At 65.0% G+C, this 16,022-nt stretch carries 12 protein-coding genes and 1 riboswitch; of the genes, 4 read left to right on the top strand and 8 right to left on the bottom strand.

The annotated features are described in order from the left end of the window. Positions 1-70 precede the first annotated feature (70 nt). Positions 71-1,204: a DNA polymerase IV gene (gene dinB, locus C0V72_RS06475; RefSeq protein ID WP_101792412.1), complete on the bottom strand. Its 1,134-nt coding sequence runs from the start codon at positions 1,202-1,204 to the stop codon at positions 71-73. 128 nt (positions 1,205-1,332) lie between these two features. Between dinB and C0V72_RS06480 the strand changes: the two genes are divergently transcribed. Next, positions 1,333-2,604, top strand: coding sequence for a multidrug effflux MFS transporter (locus tag C0V72_RS06480; protein WP_233999822.1), 1,272 nt, complete (start codon positions 1,333-1,335; stop codon positions 2,602-2,604). A 139-nt stretch (positions 2,605-2,743) separates the two neighbouring features. On the opposite strand, the gene C0V72_RS06485 is transcribed toward C0V72_RS06480, so the two are convergent. From C0V72_RS06485 to crtY, 7 genes are all read right to left on the bottom strand, one after another. Further along, positions 2,744-4,297 (bottom strand): acyl-CoA carboxylase subunit beta, encoded by a 1,554-nt coding sequence (locus tag C0V72_RS06485; RefSeq protein WP_101792414.1) that lies wholly within the window; start codon positions 4,295-4,297, stop codon positions 2,744-2,746. A 207-nt stretch (positions 4,298-4,504) separates the two neighbouring features. Beyond that, on the bottom strand, positions 4,505-6,430 hold the full coding sequence (locus C0V72_RS06490) for an acetyl/propionyl/methylcrotonyl-CoA carboxylase subunit alpha (protein ID WP_101792415.1): 1,926 nt from the start codon (positions 6,428-6,430) through the stop codon (positions 4,505-4,507). A 127-nt stretch (positions 6,431-6,557) separates the two neighbouring features. Next, on the bottom strand, positions 6,558-7,514 hold the full coding sequence (locus C0V72_RS06495) for a phytoene/squalene synthase family protein (protein WP_101792416.1): 957 nt from the start codon (positions 7,512-7,514) through the stop codon (positions 6,558-6,560). An 8-nt stretch (positions 7,515-7,522) separates the two neighbouring features. Beyond that, on the bottom strand, positions 7,523-8,104 hold the full coding sequence (locus C0V72_RS06500) for a TIGR00730 family Rossman fold protein (RefSeq protein ID WP_101792417.1): 582 nt from the start codon (positions 8,102-8,104) through the stop codon (positions 7,523-7,525). Then, positions 8,101-8,526: an endonuclease domain-containing protein gene (locus C0V72_RS06505; protein WP_101792418.1), complete on the bottom strand. Its 426-nt coding sequence runs from the start codon at positions 8,524-8,526 to the stop codon at positions 8,101-8,103. The genes C0V72_RS06500 and C0V72_RS06505 overlap by 4 nt, the downstream gene beginning before the upstream one ends. A 71-nt stretch (positions 8,527-8,597) precedes the next feature. Continuing rightward, positions 8,598-10,106 (bottom strand): phytoene desaturase, encoded by a 1,509-nt coding sequence (locus C0V72_RS06510; protein ID WP_101792593.1) that lies wholly within the window; start codon positions 10,104-10,106, stop codon positions 8,598-8,600. 59 nt (positions 10,107-10,165) lie between these two features. Continuing rightward, positions 10,166-11,428 carry a lycopene beta-cyclase CrtY gene (gene crtY / locus C0V72_RS06515; RefSeq protein ID WP_101792419.1) on the bottom strand — a complete coding sequence of 421 codons (1,263 nt, stop codon included), beginning with the start codon at positions 11,426-11,428 and terminating at the stop codon, positions 10,166-10,168. A 129-nt stretch (positions 11,429-11,557) separates the two neighbouring features. Between crtY and C0V72_RS06520 the strand changes: the two genes are divergently transcribed. The 3 genes from C0V72_RS06520 to thiC all read left to right on the top strand — a co-directional run bounded on the left by C0V72_RS06520 (position 11,558) and on the right by thiC (position 16,006). Beyond that, positions 11,558-12,544 (top strand): MipA/OmpV family protein, encoded by a 987-nt coding sequence (locus tag C0V72_RS06520; RefSeq protein ID WP_143704537.1) that lies wholly within the window; start codon positions 11,558-11,560, stop codon positions 12,542-12,544. A 91-nt stretch (positions 12,545-12,635) separates the two neighbouring features. Beyond that, entirely contained in the window at positions 12,636-13,919 is a 1,284-nt protein-coding gene (locus C0V72_RS06525; protein WP_101792421.1) for a metal-dependent hydrolase family protein, read from the top strand. A gap of 33 nt (positions 13,920-13,952) precedes the next feature. Further along, positions 13,953-14,061, top strand: a riboswitch (TPP riboswitch). A 40-nt stretch (positions 14,062-14,101) separates the two neighbouring features. Further along, the gene (gene thiC, locus C0V72_RS06530) at positions 14,102-16,006 is read left to right on the top strand and encodes a phosphomethylpyrimidine synthase ThiC (protein ID WP_101792424.1); all 1,905 of its coding nucleotides are present in this window, start codon (positions 14,102-14,104) and stop codon (positions 16,004-16,006) included. Positions 16,007-16,022 lie beyond the last annotated feature (16 nt).

Raw genomic sequence — 16,022 nt, forward strand, 5'->3', positions numbered from 1 at the left:
AGCCGACCGCAATTGCGTTTGTGCTGAGCCTGTCGCAGCGCCGTCCTTCGTGATGTCGCGCGAACGGGTTCTACAACAAACTGAGCTGCGCTTCGTCGCGCGGCGGTTTCTCTTCCTCGGCCCCTTCCAGATTGCCCAGCGTCAGTCCCATCAGCCGGATAGGACCGCGCAAGGGCAGCTCGGCTTCCAGCAGCGCCCGGGCCAGCGCGGCAAAGGCATCCTTGCCGCTGACGTAATCGGGCAGCGATGTGCTACGGGTCATGATCTGGAAATCGGTGAACTTCAGTTTCAGGGTGACTGTGCGGCCCTTCGCGCCGGCGGCCTCGATCCGGTCCCACACGATGCCGATAATGGTTTCCAATGTCTCGCGCAGCGCCGCGCCGCTGCCGATGTCTTCGGAGAACGTCCGCTCCCCGCCGACCGACTTGCGCACCCGGTGGGCGGCGACGGCCCGCAGATCGATGCCGCGGGCGGCGCGGAACAGGTAATCGGCCATGCTGCCGAAATGCGCGCGCAGAAAGGCGATGTCCTTGGCGGCAAGGTCCGCGCCGGTGGCAATACCAAGCTTCTGCATCCGCTCCTCGGCCTTGGGGCCGACCCCGTGAAAGCGGCGGATCGGCAGGCCTGCTACAAATTCCGCGCCCTCGCCGGGCCGGATGACGCATAACCCGTCAGGCTTGTTCTGGTCGCTGGCCAGCTTGGCGAGGAACTTGTTGTAGCTTACCCCCGCGCTCGCGGTCAGCCGGGTCTTGGCACGGATTTCCTGCCGGATCAGCTGCGCAATGCGGGTCGCGCTGCCGATGCCCAGGCGGTCTTCGGTGACATCGAGATAGGCCTCGTCCAGGCTCAGCGGTTCGATGATGGGCGTGTAATGTTCAAACACCCGGCGGATCTGGCGGCTGGCTTCCTTGTAGGCATCAAAACGCGGGCGCACGAAGATGAGGTCGGGGCACAATCGCTGCGCGGTGACAGAGGGCATGGCGCTGCGGACCCCAAACTTGCGGGCCTCATAGCTGGCGGCGGCCACCACCCCGCGTCCGCCCGATCCGCCGACCGCGACCGGCTTGCCCTGCAGCGCCGGATCATCGCGCTGTTCGACGCTGGCAAAAAAGGCATCCATATCAACATGGATGATCTTGCGCAGGCCCGGCTGATCCGGCGGCAAGACCGCGTTATCATCGGATCGGGGCGGCGTGCTGGCCATGGCGTGTCAAATAGAACCTTCCTGCCCGCGAAGGAACTGTTGCTGGAACAATTCAGTCTGCACACGATTTTGTGCATATGCGAAAAGAACAGTGGTCATCGGGTGAACCCCTCGGCAAAGGGCCGGCCATGCCTGCCGCAACTGCCCCTTCGATGCCGCTCCGCAAGGCTGTCGGTGATACCGAGCTGTTGTGGATGATGGCGATGCTGATGGCGCTCAATGCCTTCGGGATTGATGCGATCCTGCCGGCGCTGGATGCGCTCGCGGCGGATCTTTCGGTTGGCGGCAATGATCGGCAATTCGTGATCGGTGTCTTTCTGCTGGCGGGCGGCATCGGTTCGCTGGTGCCGGGCGCCCTGGCTGACCGCTTCGGGCGGCGGCCGATCCTGCTGGGGTCGGTCGCGGTTTACATCGTGCTGTCGGTCCTCAGCGCGATTGCGCCGACCTATGATGCGCTGATTGCGGTGCGCGCGGTGCAGGGCTTCTTTGCCGCCGGTATCGTTGCGCTGCCGCCGGCGATCATCCGTGACCGGGTGGGCGGCGACAAGATGGCCCGCATGATGAGCCTGATCTTCGTGATTTTCCTGATGGTGCCGGCCGTTGCGCCCAGCATCGGTCAGGCCATTCTTCAATTCGGCAGCTGGCGCGCGATCTTCGGTGCGATGGCGGTGCTGGGGGTGCTGATGGGCACGTGGGTGTTCGTCCGCCTGCCCGAGAGCCTGACGGACGAGAACCGCCAGCCGATCCACTTGCGCACCATCGGCGCCAACATGACCCGCGCGCTCGCCCTGCCGAGCACCGCCGGCTACGTCATCGGATCGGCGCTGGTGTTTGGCGCCTTGTTCGGCTTCATCAATTCCTCGCAGCAATTGATCTCCGAAACCTTTGGTGCAGGCGACATCTTCCCGATGATCTTTGCGATCTGTGCCGGGTCGATGGCGCTGGCGAGCTGGTCGAATTCGCGCATCGTCGAACGCTTTGGCGCGCGCCGGGTGAGCCACACCGCGCTGTTCGCCTTCATCGCGGTGAGCGCTGCGCAAGTGATGTTTGCCTTCCAGCCCGAAGAACAGCTGTGGGTGTTCGTCCCTCTGATGGCGATCAACATGGCACTGCTGGGCTTTATCGGCAGCAATTTCGGCGCGATTGCGATGAACCCGTTCTTCAATATCGCGGGCGCGGCAAGCTCGGCCCATGGGTTTGTCCGCATGACGATGGCCGCCGTGCTGGGCGGGGCGATCGGTTACGCCTTCGATGGCACCGCGCGCCCGCTGGCGCTGGCGCTGCTGGCGGCGGGCCTCGTGTGTCTGGTGCTGGTGCTGCTGAGCGAGAAGGGCAAGCTGTTCGGGCCGTCGGATGCGGACATGGCCGAAGGACAGAAAGTCTCGAAGGCGTTTGAATAGTCCCTCCCCGTTGCGAAGCAATGGGGAGGTGGCGCGCGCCGCAAGCGCGTGACGGAGGGGTAGTCCTCCGCCACCATACCCCTCCGAGCAAGGCCTGACGACCTTGCCCAGCTCCCCATTCCGTTGGAACGGGGAGGGACTAGGTGTCCGCAGCCAACCGCCGCCACGCCAGCCCGGCAAATTCGCACAGCAGCGGGCGGGTGTCGCGGGGGTCGATGATGTCCTCGACATTGAAACGCTCGGCGCTGCGGAAGGGTGAAGTGACCTTGGCCAGCCGTTCGCGGATCTCCTCCAGCAGCGCCTGCGGATCGTCTGCGGCCTCCAGCTCCGCCTTGTAAGCGACCTCCAAGCCGCCCGCGATGGGCAGGCTCCCCCAATCGCCTGAGGGCCAGCAATAGCGGTATTGATACCGGTCGGCATTGCTCATCGCGCTGCCTGCAATGCCATAGGCGCGGCGCAGCACGATGCTCGCGAGCGGCACCGTGGCGCGGTAGATCGCGTTCATCGCATTGACGCCGTAGCGGATCGTCCCCGCCATCTCCGCCTCGCGCCCGATCATGAAGCCGGGGTTGTCGACCAAGTGGACGATGGGCAGGCGGAACTGGTCGGCAAGGCGGACGAAGCGTTCGACCTTCTCGCTGGTTTTGGCCTCCCATGATCCGCCGAGGTAGCTGGGATCGCTGGCGATAACGCAGACCGGCCAGCCATCGAGCCGCGCCAGCGCGGTGATCGCGGCGCGGCCCCAGTGCTTGCCGATCTCGAACACGGTGCCGTGATCGAACACCATGTCAAGGCAGCGGCGCATCGAATAGACCTGCTTCGCGTCACGGGGGACGAGGCTGAGCAACGCCTCCTCGCGCCGGTCGGCGGGATCGTCGCAGGCGGAACGCCGCGCGGGCTGGCCGACATATTCGGGCATGAAGCTCAGGAAATGCCGCGCCCGGGCGAAGGCTTCGGCCTCGCTGGCGACCTCGTCATCGACCACCCCGTTGCGGGTGTGGATCGCACTGCCGCCGAGCGCTTCCTTGGCCTCTTCGTGATTGGCCGCGCCGCCCTTGTAGGCCTCGCCCAGCCCATCGACCACGGCAGGGCCAGCGGCGAAGATTTGGCTGAGGCCCTTGACCATGATCGAATAGTGGCTGGCAACCGTCCGCGCCGCGCCGAGGCCCGCTGTCGGCCCCAGCGCCAGCGCCACCACCGGCACGGTGTCGAGGTTGGTCACCACATCGCCCCAGCCGGGCACGGCGGGGATATAGGTCGCGCCGATCTGTTCGAGCGTTTTGACGCTGCCGCCGCCGCCCGTGCCGTCGATCATACGGATGATGGGCAGCTTCATCTGATGCGCCATCATCTCGGCCTGCACCATCTTGCGCGCGATGCCTGCATCCGCCGCGCCGCCGCGGATGGTGAAGTCGTCGGCGGTGGCAACGACCGGGCGGCCATTGATGGTGGCCTTGCCGAACAGGAAGGGGGCGGGGGTGACGCTTTGCAGGTCACCGTTCGCATCATATTTGGCGCTACCTGCGATCTTGCCGATCTCGCGGAAGGAGCTTTCGTCGCACAGCGCCGCGAGCCGCGCGCGGGCATCCATCTTCCCGCGCCCGTGTTGCCGCGCAACCTTGTCCGCGCCGCCCATCTGCTCGGCCAGCGCCTCGCGCGCGCGCAGTTCTTCGAGTTCCTTGGCCCAGGTCATTTCCGATCCCTCTCCCTCGTCATTGCGAGGCGACGCAGTCGCCGCGGCAATCCAGAGCACCTCGCGAACCGCTCTGGATTGCTTCGCTGACGCTCGCAATGACGAAAAAGGGAGGGCTGCATTCGTCATCCCAGCGAAAGCTGGGACCTAGAGCGGCAAGCGCCGCAAGAAGAGGCCCTAGGCCCCAGCTTGCGCTGGGGTGACGGATTATTCGTCTGAAGCGGCAGGCACCACCCGGCACAACACCGCATCGACCTGCACCTGCGCGCCCGCGCTGACCTCCAGCCCCTCGACCACCCCGTCGAAGGGCGCGGTGAGGGCGTGTTCCATCTTCATCGCTTCCAGAACCATGAGCCGCTGCCCGGCGGTGACGGCCTGACCTTCCGCGACATCGACCGCGATGACCTTGCCCGGCATCGGCGCAATGATCGCGCCATCGGCGGCGGAGGCTTGGCCGGTGCCGTCGTGGCGTGCGAGAGTGAATACGTGGGAGAGGCCGTCATCCCTGACCAACAATCCTTCAGAAACGACTTCGGCCCAGCGATAGTTGTACTCCGGTTCGGCAAGGAATGTGTCGTTACCACGAGCCAAGGCGATTCTCGCCTTGCGAGGTTCAGCATTGAGTCTGAAGCCGGTCGGCGCCTTCCACGCGGCAAGGCGCTCCTGATCGTCCTCGCTTGGGTAAAGCGGCTCATTCACTCGGCCTTCAAGCAGGAAATAGTGTGCCGCAAAGCCGAGTGCCTTCGGCGAGGGAACGTCATCAGGAATAATCGTGTCAGCTTTAGCCTCGATCAGTCCCGTCGTCATATTGCCTGCGCGGTAATCCTCGTCGGATAGCAGGTTGCTCAGGAACCGGGCATTGTTCTTGACTGGCCAACAGGAGACACCCTGCGCGTTTTGCACCAGCGCCGCTATGGCGTCCTCACGCGAATTGCGGTGGACAATGATCTTGGCGATCATCGGGTCGTAGAACGGCGAAATCTCGGCGCCTTGTTCAACCCCTGTGTCGATCCGTGCCGGGTGACGCATTGGTGGCTGGATGTCGAAATATTTGAGGTTGCCCGTGCTCGGCAAAAACCCCTTGGCCGGGTCTTCTGCATACAACCGCGCCTCGATCGCGTGACCGTTGATCGACAGTTCCTCCTGCCGCTTGGGCAGTGGCTCGCCACTTGCCACGCGCAGCTGCCACTCAACCAGATCGACCCCGGTGATTTCTTCGGTGACGGGGTGCTCCACCTGCAGCCGGGTGTTCATCTCCATGAAGAAGATGCGGTCGGCGCGCAGGCCTTCGCTGGCATCGGCGATGAATTCGATTGTGCCCGCGCCCTCGTAATCGACCGCCTTGGCGGCGCGCACGGCGGCGGCGCAGATCGCTTCGCGGGTGGCGGCGTCCATGCCGGGGGCGGGGGCTTCCTCGATCACCTTCTGGTGGCGGCGCTGGAGCGAGCAGTCGCGCTCGAACAGGTGGACGACGTTGCCGTGGGCGTCGCCGAACACCTGCACCTCGATATGGCGGGGCGAGGTGATCCACTTTTCGAGCAACACTTCGTCATTGCCGAAGCTGGCCTTGGCCTCGCGGCGGCAGCTTTCCAGCGCGGCGGCGAAATCGGCGGGGGCATCGACCTTGCGCATCCCCTTGCCGCCGCCGCCCGCGACCGCCTTGATGAGGACGGGATAGCCGATGGCCTCGGCCTCAGCGGTGAGGCGCTCCACCGACTGATCCGAGCCGTCATAGCCCGGCGTCACCGGCACGCCCGCCGCGCGCATCAGCTGCTTGGCCGCGTCCTTCAATCCCATGGCGCGGATGCTGGAAGGCTTGGGGCCGACCCAGATCAGGCCCGCATCGATCACGGCCTGCGCAAAATCGGCGTTCTCGGACAGGAACCCGTAGCCCGGATGGATCGCATCCACCCCCGTCTGCTTGGCCGCAGCGATGATCTTCGCGCCGACCAGATAGCTTTCCGCAGCGGGCGAGGGGCCGATATGCACCGCCTCGTCAGCGGAGCGCACATGCAGCGCCTTGGCGTCGGCATCGGAATAGACCGCGACCGTCGCCACGCCCATCGCCCGGGCAGTGCGCATGATCCGGCAGGCGATCTCGCCGCGATTGGCGATCAGGAGTTTGGTAATCATGGGGGAGGGTTAGCCTAGATTTTTCGTCATTGCGAGGAGCCGTAGGCGACGCGGCAATCCATTTTCAACCTTTGCGCTCATGCATCGCCAGATGCTGGATTGCCGCGCCTTCGGCTCGCAATGACGATTAGCGGGAAGTAGGCCGGTAATCCGCAATCCCCCAATGGATCCCGCCCTCCGGCATCTTCTCGCGGTTGAGCACCGCCGAAAGGAACGCCCGCACACCGTACAGCGCCTTTTCCCCGCGCGGAACGTAGGTGCGGCTGGCCCATGCCTCGGGCCCTCGGCTGCGAACCTTGCGCCCGATCGCGCCATAGATGCGTGCAGCGGACAGCACCGCCCAGCGGCTGCGGAACGGGAGCTTGGCCGCGCCAACCCTTGCGGCCGCCTCGTGCTTTTCCACCAGCGCCACCAGCCGCGCGGCCAGTGCGGCAAGTTCCTTGCGGTGGTGCGGTTTGGTGTGCTGGCCGGGCTCGATATCCTGTTCGACCAGCCAGATTTCGGGGAGGTAACAGCGGCCCACCGCGTCATCTTCGACGATATCGCGCGCGATGTTCGACAGTTGGAAGGCAAGGCCCAGATCATTGGCGCGGTCGAGCGTTTCCTGATCGTCAGGCGAGACCCCCATCACCACCGCCATCATCACGCCCACCGCGCCCGCCACGTGGTAGCAGTAGCGCAGCATGTCCGCCTCGGTGCGGGGACGCCAGTCTTCGGCGTCCAATTGGAAGCCGGCGATCACGTCCTCGGCCATTTGCGGGGTGAGGCCGACTTCGGCGGCGACGACGCCCAGCGCATCGAACGCCGGATCGCCGGTCGGCTCCCCTGCGAAAGCCAGCGCGGTCAGGCGGCGGATCAGGGCGAGGCGTTCGCCCAGATCGCTCTGGTCGCCCAGCTCGCCGCCCATGTCCTGATTGTCGGCAATGTCATCCGCGCGGCGGCACCAGGCGTAGAGCAGCCAGGCGCGTTCCCGCGTCTGGCGGTCGAACAGGCGCGCAGCGGCGGAAAAGCTCTGCGATCCGCGCTTGATCGACAGCCGTGCGTGCTCGACCAGCGCGGCGCGGGTGGTGGCATCGACCGCCATGGCGAGGCTTACAGCTCCTCGGCCTTCATGCGGAAGATCGGGGTGTGCGGCTGATAGGCTTCCATCTTGGCGAGCAATTCGTGGATCGAGGTCGCCGCGATCAGGATGTTCTGGTGCGCGGGCCGGACAAAGCCGACCGCCGCCATCTTGGCATTGAAAGCGAGCAATTCGTCATAAAACCCGAACGCGTTGAGCAGGCCGACGGGCTTGGAATGATAGCCCAGCTGCGACCAGCTCATCGCTTCCCACAGCTCGTCCATTGTGCCCACGCCGCCGGGGATGGTGACGAAGCCGTCGGAAAGATCGGTGAAGCGCTGCTTTCTCTCGTGCATCCCGCTGACGGTGACGAGTTCGTCGCAGTCGTGGTTGGCGACTTCGGCCTTGACGAGGTGTTCGGGGATGATGCCGATCACCTCGCCGCCCGCATCCTTCGCGCCCTTGGCCACCGCACCCATCAGCCCGAGCTTGCCGCCGCCATAGACAAGGCCAATCCCGCGCTGCGCCAGTTCCGCGCCGACATCATAGGCAAGCTGGATATAGCGCGGGTCTTCGGGCGAGGCCGAACCGCAATAAACGGCGAGACGTTTCATGAGTCCTCCCCGGAACGGGGAGGGGGACCATCCGAAGGATGGGGGAGGGGCGGGCAGGTCATGCGTTCCATTCTTTCATCACAAATCTGCACGACCCGCTGAACCACCGCCTCGATATCTTCAAGCACAAGTTGCGCCGGGATGCGTGTGGTGGCGATGCCTTGCTGGCGCAAAAACCGCGATCGCACTTCGTCTTTGGCGACTACCGAAGCACTGTCGTGCGCCCTGCCATCCACCTCGATCGCCAGCCGTGCCTTGGTGCAGAAGAAATCGAGCACGTAGATGCCCGCCGGGTGTTGGCGGCGGAATTTGAGGCCGCCGGGGCGGGTGCGCAGGGCTTGCCACAGGGCGATTTCGGGCGGCGTCATTTCGGCGCGGAGTTTGCGGGCGAGTTTGATCGTCGTGCTTTGGCCTCTGATCATGCTCGCCCCTCCACCACCTACGGTGGTCCCCCTCCCCTGGAAACGCAGTTCGGCGCAGCCAACGGGAGGATTTATGCCCCGACCTTCGCCAAATCCTCCAGCATCAGCCCGGCGGTGGCCTTCGCGCTGCCGACCACGCCGGGGATGCCTGCGCCCGGGTGGGTGCCTGCGCCGACGAGGTAGTAGTTGTCGATCACGTCATCGCGGTTGTGGCCGCGCAGGTACGCGCTTTGCCACAGCACCGGCTCAAGGCTGAAGGCGCTGCCCATGTGGGCGTTCAAGTCCTGCTTGAAGTCCTTGGGTGCGTAGCTGAACTTGGTGATGATCCGGTCATGGATATCGGGGATCAACCGGCGGCCCAGCTCGTCGAGGATCATCTTTTCCAGCTTCGGGCCGACCTCGTCCCAATCGATCGGCATCTTGCCCATGTGGCTGACGGGGACGAGCGCGTAGAACGTGCTCTTGCCGGCGGGTGCCATGCTGGGGTCGGTGACGGTCGGGTGGTGGAGGTAGATCGCGAAATCTTCGGGCACCACGCCGTTCTTGTAGATGTCGTCGAGCAGGCCTTTGTAACGCTTGGCGAACAGGATCATGTGGTGGGGGATGCCGGGCCAGGTGCCTTCCAGCCCAAAGTGCACCACGAACAGCGACGGGCTGAAGCTCTTGCGGTTCAGGCTCTTGGCCATCTGCTTGCCGCGATCGCTGCCCGACAGCAGGTCCTTGTAGGAATGCATGATGTCGGCGTTGCTGGCGACGGCATCAAACCGCTGGCGGAAGCCGCTCTTGGTCTCCACCTCGGTCGCCTTGGTGCCGAGGGTATGCACCTGCACGACCGGATCGCCGACGCGCATCGTGCCGCCGAGCCGCTCGAAATGGCGCACCATGCCCGCGATCAGCCGGTTGGTGCCGCCGCGCGCCCACCACACGCCGCCGTCCTTCTCCAGCTTGTGGATCAGGGCGTAGATCGACGAGGTGTTCATCGGGTTGCCGCCCACCAGCAGCGAATGGAAGCTGAAGGCTTCGCGCAGCTTGGGGTGTTCGATATAGCTCGACACCATCGAATAGACGCTCCGCCAGGCCTGCTCCTTGATCAGGGCAGGAGCGGCCTTCAGCATCGACTTGAAATCGAGGAACGGCTTGGTGCCGAGCTTGAGATAGCCTTCCTCGTACACCCGTGCCGAATATTCGAGGAACCGGGCATAGCCAGCAACATCCGCCGGGTTCAGCTTGGCGATTTCCGCGTTGAGCTGTTCCTCGTCGTTCGAATATTCGAAGTTGGTGCCATCGGGCCAGTTGAGCCGGTAGAACGGCATGACCTTCATCAGCTCGACATCTTCGGCGATGTCATGGCCGGTCAGCGCCCAGAGTTCCTCAAGGCAAGGCGGATCGGTGATGACCGTCGGCCCGCCATCGAAGGTGAAGCCGTCCCGCTCCCAGAAATAGGCGCGCCCGCCGGGCTTGTCGCGGCTTTCGATCACGGTGGTGGCAATGCCGGCCGATTGCAGCCGGACGGCCAGCGCCATGCCGCCAAAGCCCGAACCGATCACGCAGGCCGTTTTGCCGGCGTAGCGTTCGGCCATGGCGGGGTTGATGCCCTTACCGGTGGTGGCGCCAGCGATGTTGATTTTCACGTCGGCGTTCATGCCGGGGTCTCCATGTTGAAAGGCTTGGCGTCGAGGGGCTTGCCAGAGGAAAACAGCGCACGGATCGCGCGCGGGATAGCTACGGGCGGCTTGCCCGTGAGGATGCGCAGCCGGTCAGGCCAGGTGGATCGGCCGGCGTAAAAGCGTTCCACCAGCGCGCCGCGCAGCGCGTAGAAATGTTCGAACACCACCACCCGCTTGTCAGGCTCGGCTGCTTCGAACAGCATCCGGGTCAGCATCCGGTAATAGGCTGTCGCGCGCCAGTGGCGTTTTGACCGGCGGGTGCAGAAAGCGGCGAGTTCATCGCCGGTCAGCGCCGGACGGCTGGCGATAAGGTGCGCAATGGCCAGCGCATTATCGACCGCAAAGGGCAGAGTGTAACTGGTCAGCGGATGCGAAAAGCCCCCGCGTGCACCGGCCAGCGCGACGCCGGGGATGGCGACCTCGGCCAGCGCCGCGTTGAAATCGCCGCCCGAGATCACCGGCAGGATGCCCGCTTCCTGATCGACCACTTCGCCCTTCCACCCGCGAAGGTGGGCATATTCGGCGATCCGGCCTTTCAACACATCAGCGTCCATCTTGGGCTGATCGGCATAGTAGGTGTCTTCGATGAACACGTCGGTCGGCGACAGCGGCAGGACATAGACGAAGCGGTAAGCCGCACCATTGCCATGCGGCGCGAGCTGATCGACATTGGCATCCATGATGATGGGGCGGGTGAGGCCGTGCGGCGTTTCGCAGCGGAATTGCTGGCCGAGAAACACCTGCCAGCCGCCCGACAGCGCCTTGGAGGGCTTGAACGGGCGGCAATCGATCACGCGCTTGGCGGCCAGCCGCTTGCCATCGGCCAGCGTCACCCCGCTCGCATCCAGCTGTGCGGCCTTGGTATCCAGCATCACGGTCTGCGGCGGCAGCTCGGCCATCAGCTTGGCATGAAATTCGGCGCTGGCGAGCGAGCGGTATGATGTCGGCAAGGTGCGGCCGAGGCGCGGAAAGGTGATGTCGTAGCCTTCGTCCCAACCGTTGAGATCAAAGCCTGCCATCAGGCCGCGCGCACGCGGCCGGATATCGGTTTCAAACCAGCTCCAGCGATGATGCCCGCCAAAGCTGCGGCCCGCTTCGATCACCACAAACCGGCAATCCGGGGCGTGGCGGTACAGCGCCAGCGCAATCAGCCCACCTGCAAGCCCGCCGCCGACGATAATCACGTCATAGGGGGCGGCGCTGTGCGTGCCGGTTGCGTGCGGTGAATCGACCATCGCCTCTGCCCTAGGCCAGCGCCGCGCCCACCGCAATCACTCGCGCGATTCGGATGTTGCAACATCACGCAAAAACAATAAGGCGCTCGCCAGACACGCCCACCAACCCCGTCCAAAAGGATTGCCTCCGTGACGCTTCGTTCTGCCTTTGGCTCGCTGGCACCTGCACTTATGATCGCTGCCCTTGGCGCCGCGCCTGTCCTTGCTTCGGAGGGCGAGGCCGATAGTAGCGAAACCGACGCCGAGGCCGCAATGGACACTGAAGCCGGGCCTGTGGCGGTCTCAGCCCCGTCCGCCCAGCCCGCCATGCCGCCCGCAGCCGCGCCGCCGTTTTCGTTCAGCAAGCCGGTCTATGACGAGACCTGGGCGACGATCGGCCTCGGCGTCGGCATGGTGCCGAGCTATGCCGGGTCCAACGATTATATCGCTTTCCCGCTGCCACTGATCGTTGGGCGGGTCGGCGGGATCGGCATCAGCCCGAATGGGCCGGGCTTTGTCCTCGATGTCAATTCGCCCCCGCCCGCAATGGGCCCGCGCAAGGGCGCGCGCGTGGCCTTTGGTCCGGCCTTCCGCTTCCGCAATGATCGCAACAACCGCATCAGCGACGAAGTGGTCGCGCGCGCCGGCAAGCTCGATGCCGCGCTGGAAGTGGGCGGCAATGTCGCGGTGACCTTTCCCAATGTGTTCAAGACCTTCGACCAGCTGGGCTTTGGCGTGCAGGCGCGCTGGGATGTGCTGGGCGCCCACAGCGGCATGATTGTCGAACCCCAGATCACCTACCGCGCGCCCGTGGGCCGCAGTTTCGCGCTGCAAGTGCAGGCGAGCGCCGAATTCGTCGATGACAGTTTTGCCGATTACTATTTCACCGTGAACCCCGCGCAGGCGCTGGCCACCGGCCTGCCGCAGTTTCGCGCCGATGGCGGCCTCAATCGCATGGGGACAGTGGCGATCCTGACCTATGATCTTGATGGCAAGCCCCTGAGCGGCGGCTGGGCGATCACCGGGGTCGGCGGCTATTCGCGCCTCATCGGGGACAGTTCGGACACGCCCTACACCGCGCTGCGGGGCGATTCCGATCAGTTCATTATCGGTCTGGGGCTGGCCTACACCTTTTGATGGCGGGCCGCCTGCGCACCCCCCTTGCCAAGCGCCGGGCCTGAGCGCATCAGACCCCAAAGCCGGATAGCGGCGTGGGGAGTTTGAAGACATGGCAAAACTGGGCCGCGCGTGGGCGCTATCTGTGGGGACGATTTTGGCTGGGCTGGCGGGCGCACCGCTGCTGGCTGAAACCGTGGCGATCCGGGCAGGCGCGGTGATCACCGATGCCGCTGCCGAGCCGAGCGGGGCTGCCACGATCCTCGTTACCGACGGCAAGATCGTGTCGATCACATCTGGTCACGGTGCCGTGACCGCTGATCGCGAAATCGACCTCAAGACCAAGACCGTGTTGCCCGGTCTGATCGATCTCCACACCCACCTGACCGGCGATCCGGGCGGCGATTTCTGGAAGGAAGCGACCGAGCCTGACGAATGGGGCGTGGTTGTGGGCGCCAAGAACGCGCGGATCACGGCGCTGGCCGGGTTCACCACCGTGCGCGAAGCGGGCAGCGGCAAGGATACGGCCTTCTCGCTGCGGCGCGGCACAGCCGAAGGGCTGGTGCCGGGGCCGCGCATTGTAGCCGCCGGCCCGGCGCTGGCGATCATTGGCGGCCATGCCGACGTCAATGGCTTCCGCTCCGAAGTTAACGAACTGCTCGATTCCGGCTTTACCTGCACCGGCGCAGTGGAATGTGCGGCCAAGGTGCGGCTGGCCAGCCAGAACGGATCGGACGTCATCAAGATCACGGCCACCGGGGGCGTTTTGAGCCAGCAGGGCCGCGGGCTGGAGGCGCACTTTACTTCGGAAGAGATGAAGGCGATTGCTGACACCGCCCACTCGCTCGGGCTGAAGGTAATGGCCCATGCCCACGGTGCGCGCGGGATCCAGCAGGCTGCCGAAGCGGGCATCGATTCGATCGAGCACGGCACCTGTCTCGATGAGGCCGCGGCCAAGGCGATGAAGGCCAATGGCACCGTGCTGGTGCCGACCCTGATGGCGCTGGAAGGCGTCAGCGAAGGGCTGGGCAAGGGCGTCTATACCCCCGTGGTCGAAGACAAGATCCGCGCGGTGCAGCCGCTGATGAACTCCCTCGTCGCGCGCGCCCGCCAATATGGCGTGACGGTCGCCTTCGGCACAGACGCAGGCGTGTACCAGCACGGCCGCAATGGTGAGGAACTGGCACTTATGAAGAAGCAGGGCATGACCGACCGCGAAGTGCTGGCCAGCGCCACCACGGTGGCGGCCAAGGTGCTCGGCATGGACAACCAGATTGGCAAGCTCGCCCCCGGCTTTTCGGCGGACATCATCGCGGTGGACGGCAATCCGCTCAGTGATGTGACCGTGCTGGAAAAGGTCGACTTCGTGATGGTGCGGGGCCGGGTGATCGAGTGAGGCTCGACACCCCCGCACAAACTCTCTAATCCATCGCCATCCCCGGGGAGCCTGCTGAGGCTGAGAGGGGCGGTTAGCACCGTCCGACCCGTTGAACCTGAACCGATTAGCATCGGCGGAGGGAGCGGGTTGGTCGCTGTGCCACAGGTCCGCTTGTCCTCCGCATTGGAGAGAGAGCAGATATGGCCGACATCAATTCACCCGTCGAAATCGGCGTCACCACCGGGCCGATCCGTGGCAGCCGCAAGATCTATGTCGGCGCGCGCACCGGCTCCGGCATCCGCGTTGCGATGCGCGAGATCGACCTTGAGGGCGGCGAGCCGAGCGTGCGGGTTTACGACACCTCCGGCCCCTACACCGATCCCGCCGCGCACATCGACATCAACGCCGGGCTCGCCCCGCTGCGCCGCGACTGGATCATGGCCCGCGGCGATGTCGAGGCTTATGACGGGCGCGAGGTGAAGCCGGAAGACAATGGCCAGCTCGGCCCTGATCGTTCGGGCGGCGTCCCGCAGTTCCCCAATGCCGTGAAGCGCCCGCTGCGCGCCAAGGCTGGCATGAACGTCAGCCAGATGCACTATGCCCGCAAAGGCATCATCACACCGGAAATGGAATATGTTGCCGAGCGCGAGAATCTCGGGCGCGAGATCGCCGCCGACATGGTGCGCGATGGGCAGAGCTGGGGTGCGGAAATCCCGACCATCATCACGCCGGAATTCGTGCGGCAGGAAATCGCCCGCGGGCGTGCGATCATCCCCAACAACATCAACCACCCTGAGTCCGAGCCGATGGCGATCGGGCGCAACTTCCTCGTCAAGATCAACGCCAATATCGGCAATTCCGCCGTCGCCAGCAACGTCGCCACCGAAGTCGACAAGATGGTCTGGGCGACCCGCTGGGGCGCGGACACGATCATGGACCTTTCGACGGGCCGCAACATCCACGACACCCGCGAATGGATCATCCGCAATTCCGCCGTGCCGGTCGGCACCGTGCCGATCTATCAGGCGCTCGAAAAGGTCGGCGGGGTGGCCGAGGAGCTGACGTGGGAGATCTTCCGCGACACGCTGATCGAACAGGCCGAACAGGGCGTGGACTATTTCACCATCCACGCGGGCGTGCGTCTCGCCTATGTCCCGATGGCGGCCAAGCGCGTCACCGGGATCGTCAGCCGCGGCGGCTCGATCATGGCCAAGTGGTGCCTCGCCCACCACAAGGAAAGCTTCCTCTACGAGCACTTCGACGAGATCACCGAGATCATGAAGGCCTATGACATCGCCTACAGCCTCGGCGATGGTCTGCGCCCCGGCTCCATCGCCGACGCCAATGACGAAGCGCAGTTCTCCGAACTCTACACACTGGGCGAACTCACCCACCGCGCCTGGGCGCAGGATGTGCAGGTGATGATCGAAGGGCCGGGCCACGTGCCCATGCACAAGATCAAGGAGAACATGGAAAAGCAGCTGCAGGTCTGCGGCGAAGCGCCGTTCTACACCTTGGGGCCGCTCGTCACCGACATCGCGCCGGGGTATGATCACATCACCAGCGGCATCGGGGCTGCACAGATCGGGTGGTATGGCACCGCAATGCTCTGCTACGTCACGCCCAAGGAGCATCTGGGCCTGCCTGACCGCGACGACGTGAAGGTCGGCGTGATCACCTACAAGCTGGCCGCCCACGCGGCGGACTTGGCCAAGGGCCACCCGGCCTCGCAGGTGCGCGACAATGCGCTCTCCAAAGCGCGGTTCGAGTTCCGCTGGCGCGACCAGTTCAACCTCAGCCTCGACCCCGAAACTGCCGAGCAATATCACGACCAGACCCTGCCGGCCGAAGGCGCGAAGTCGGCGCATTTCTGCTCGATGTGCGGGCCGAAGTTCTGCTCGATGCAGATCAGCCAGGACGTGCGCGATTTCGCCGCCAAGCAGAACGAAAGCCCCGAAAGCTTCCTCGCCTCCGAAAAGCTGGGGTCCGACACCGCCGAGGCCAGCCGTCAGGCCGCATTGAAGGGCATGGAGGAAATGAGCCGCCGCTACAACGAAGGCGGGCGCGAGCTGTATGTCGGCGCGGGCGGGCGCGAGCACGACTAAGAGCAAGGGGCGGCGG

Origin of the sequence: Porphyrobacter sp. TH134 (assembly GCF_002855495.1) — a bacterium.
Lineage (GTDB): Bacteria > Pseudomonadota > Alphaproteobacteria > Sphingomonadales > Sphingomonadaceae > Erythrobacter.

Excerpts from the sequence above, each read along its gene's own strand:
- C0V72_RS06485 (WP_101792414.1), bottom strand. The coding sequence starts at position 4,297 with ATGACCTGGGCCAAGGAACTCGAAGAACTGCGCGCGCGCGAGGCGCTG.
- C0V72_RS06525 (WP_101792421.1), top strand. The coding sequence starts at position 12,636 with ATGGCAAAACTGGGCCGCGCGTGGGCGCTATCTGTGGGGACGATTTTG.
- thiC (WP_101792424.1), top strand. The coding sequence starts at position 14,102 with ATGGCCGACATCAATTCACCCGTCGAAATCGGCGTCACCACCGGGCCG.
- crtY (WP_101792419.1), bottom strand. The coding sequence starts at position 11,428 with ATGGTCGATTCACCGCACGCAACCGGCACGCACAGCGCCGCCCCCTAT.
- C0V72_RS06505 (WP_101792418.1), bottom strand. The coding sequence starts at position 8,526 with ATGATCAGAGGCCAAAGCACGACGATCAAACTCGCCCGCAAACTCCGC.
- C0V72_RS06510 (WP_101792593.1), bottom strand. The coding sequence starts at position 10,106 with ATGGCCGAACGCTACGCCGGCAAAACGGCCTGCGTGATCGGTTCGGGC.
- dinB (WP_101792412.1), bottom strand. The coding sequence starts at position 1,204 with ATGGCCAGCACGCCGCCCCGATCCGATGATAACGCGGTCTTGCCGCCG.
- C0V72_RS06490 (WP_101792415.1), bottom strand. The coding sequence starts at position 6,430 with ATGATTACCAAACTCCTGATCGCCAATCGCGGCGAGATCGCCTGCCGG.
- C0V72_RS06500 (WP_101792417.1), bottom strand. The coding sequence starts at position 8,104 with ATGAAACGTCTCGCCGTTTATTGCGGTTCGGCCTCGCCCGAAGACCCG.
- C0V72_RS06480 (WP_233999822.1), top strand. The coding sequence starts at position 1,333 with ATGCCTGCCGCAACTGCCCCTTCGATGCCGCTCCGCAAGGCTGTCGGT.
- C0V72_RS06495 (WP_101792416.1), bottom strand. The coding sequence starts at position 7,514 with ATGGCGGTCGATGCCACCACCCGCGCCGCGCTGGTCGAGCACGCACGG.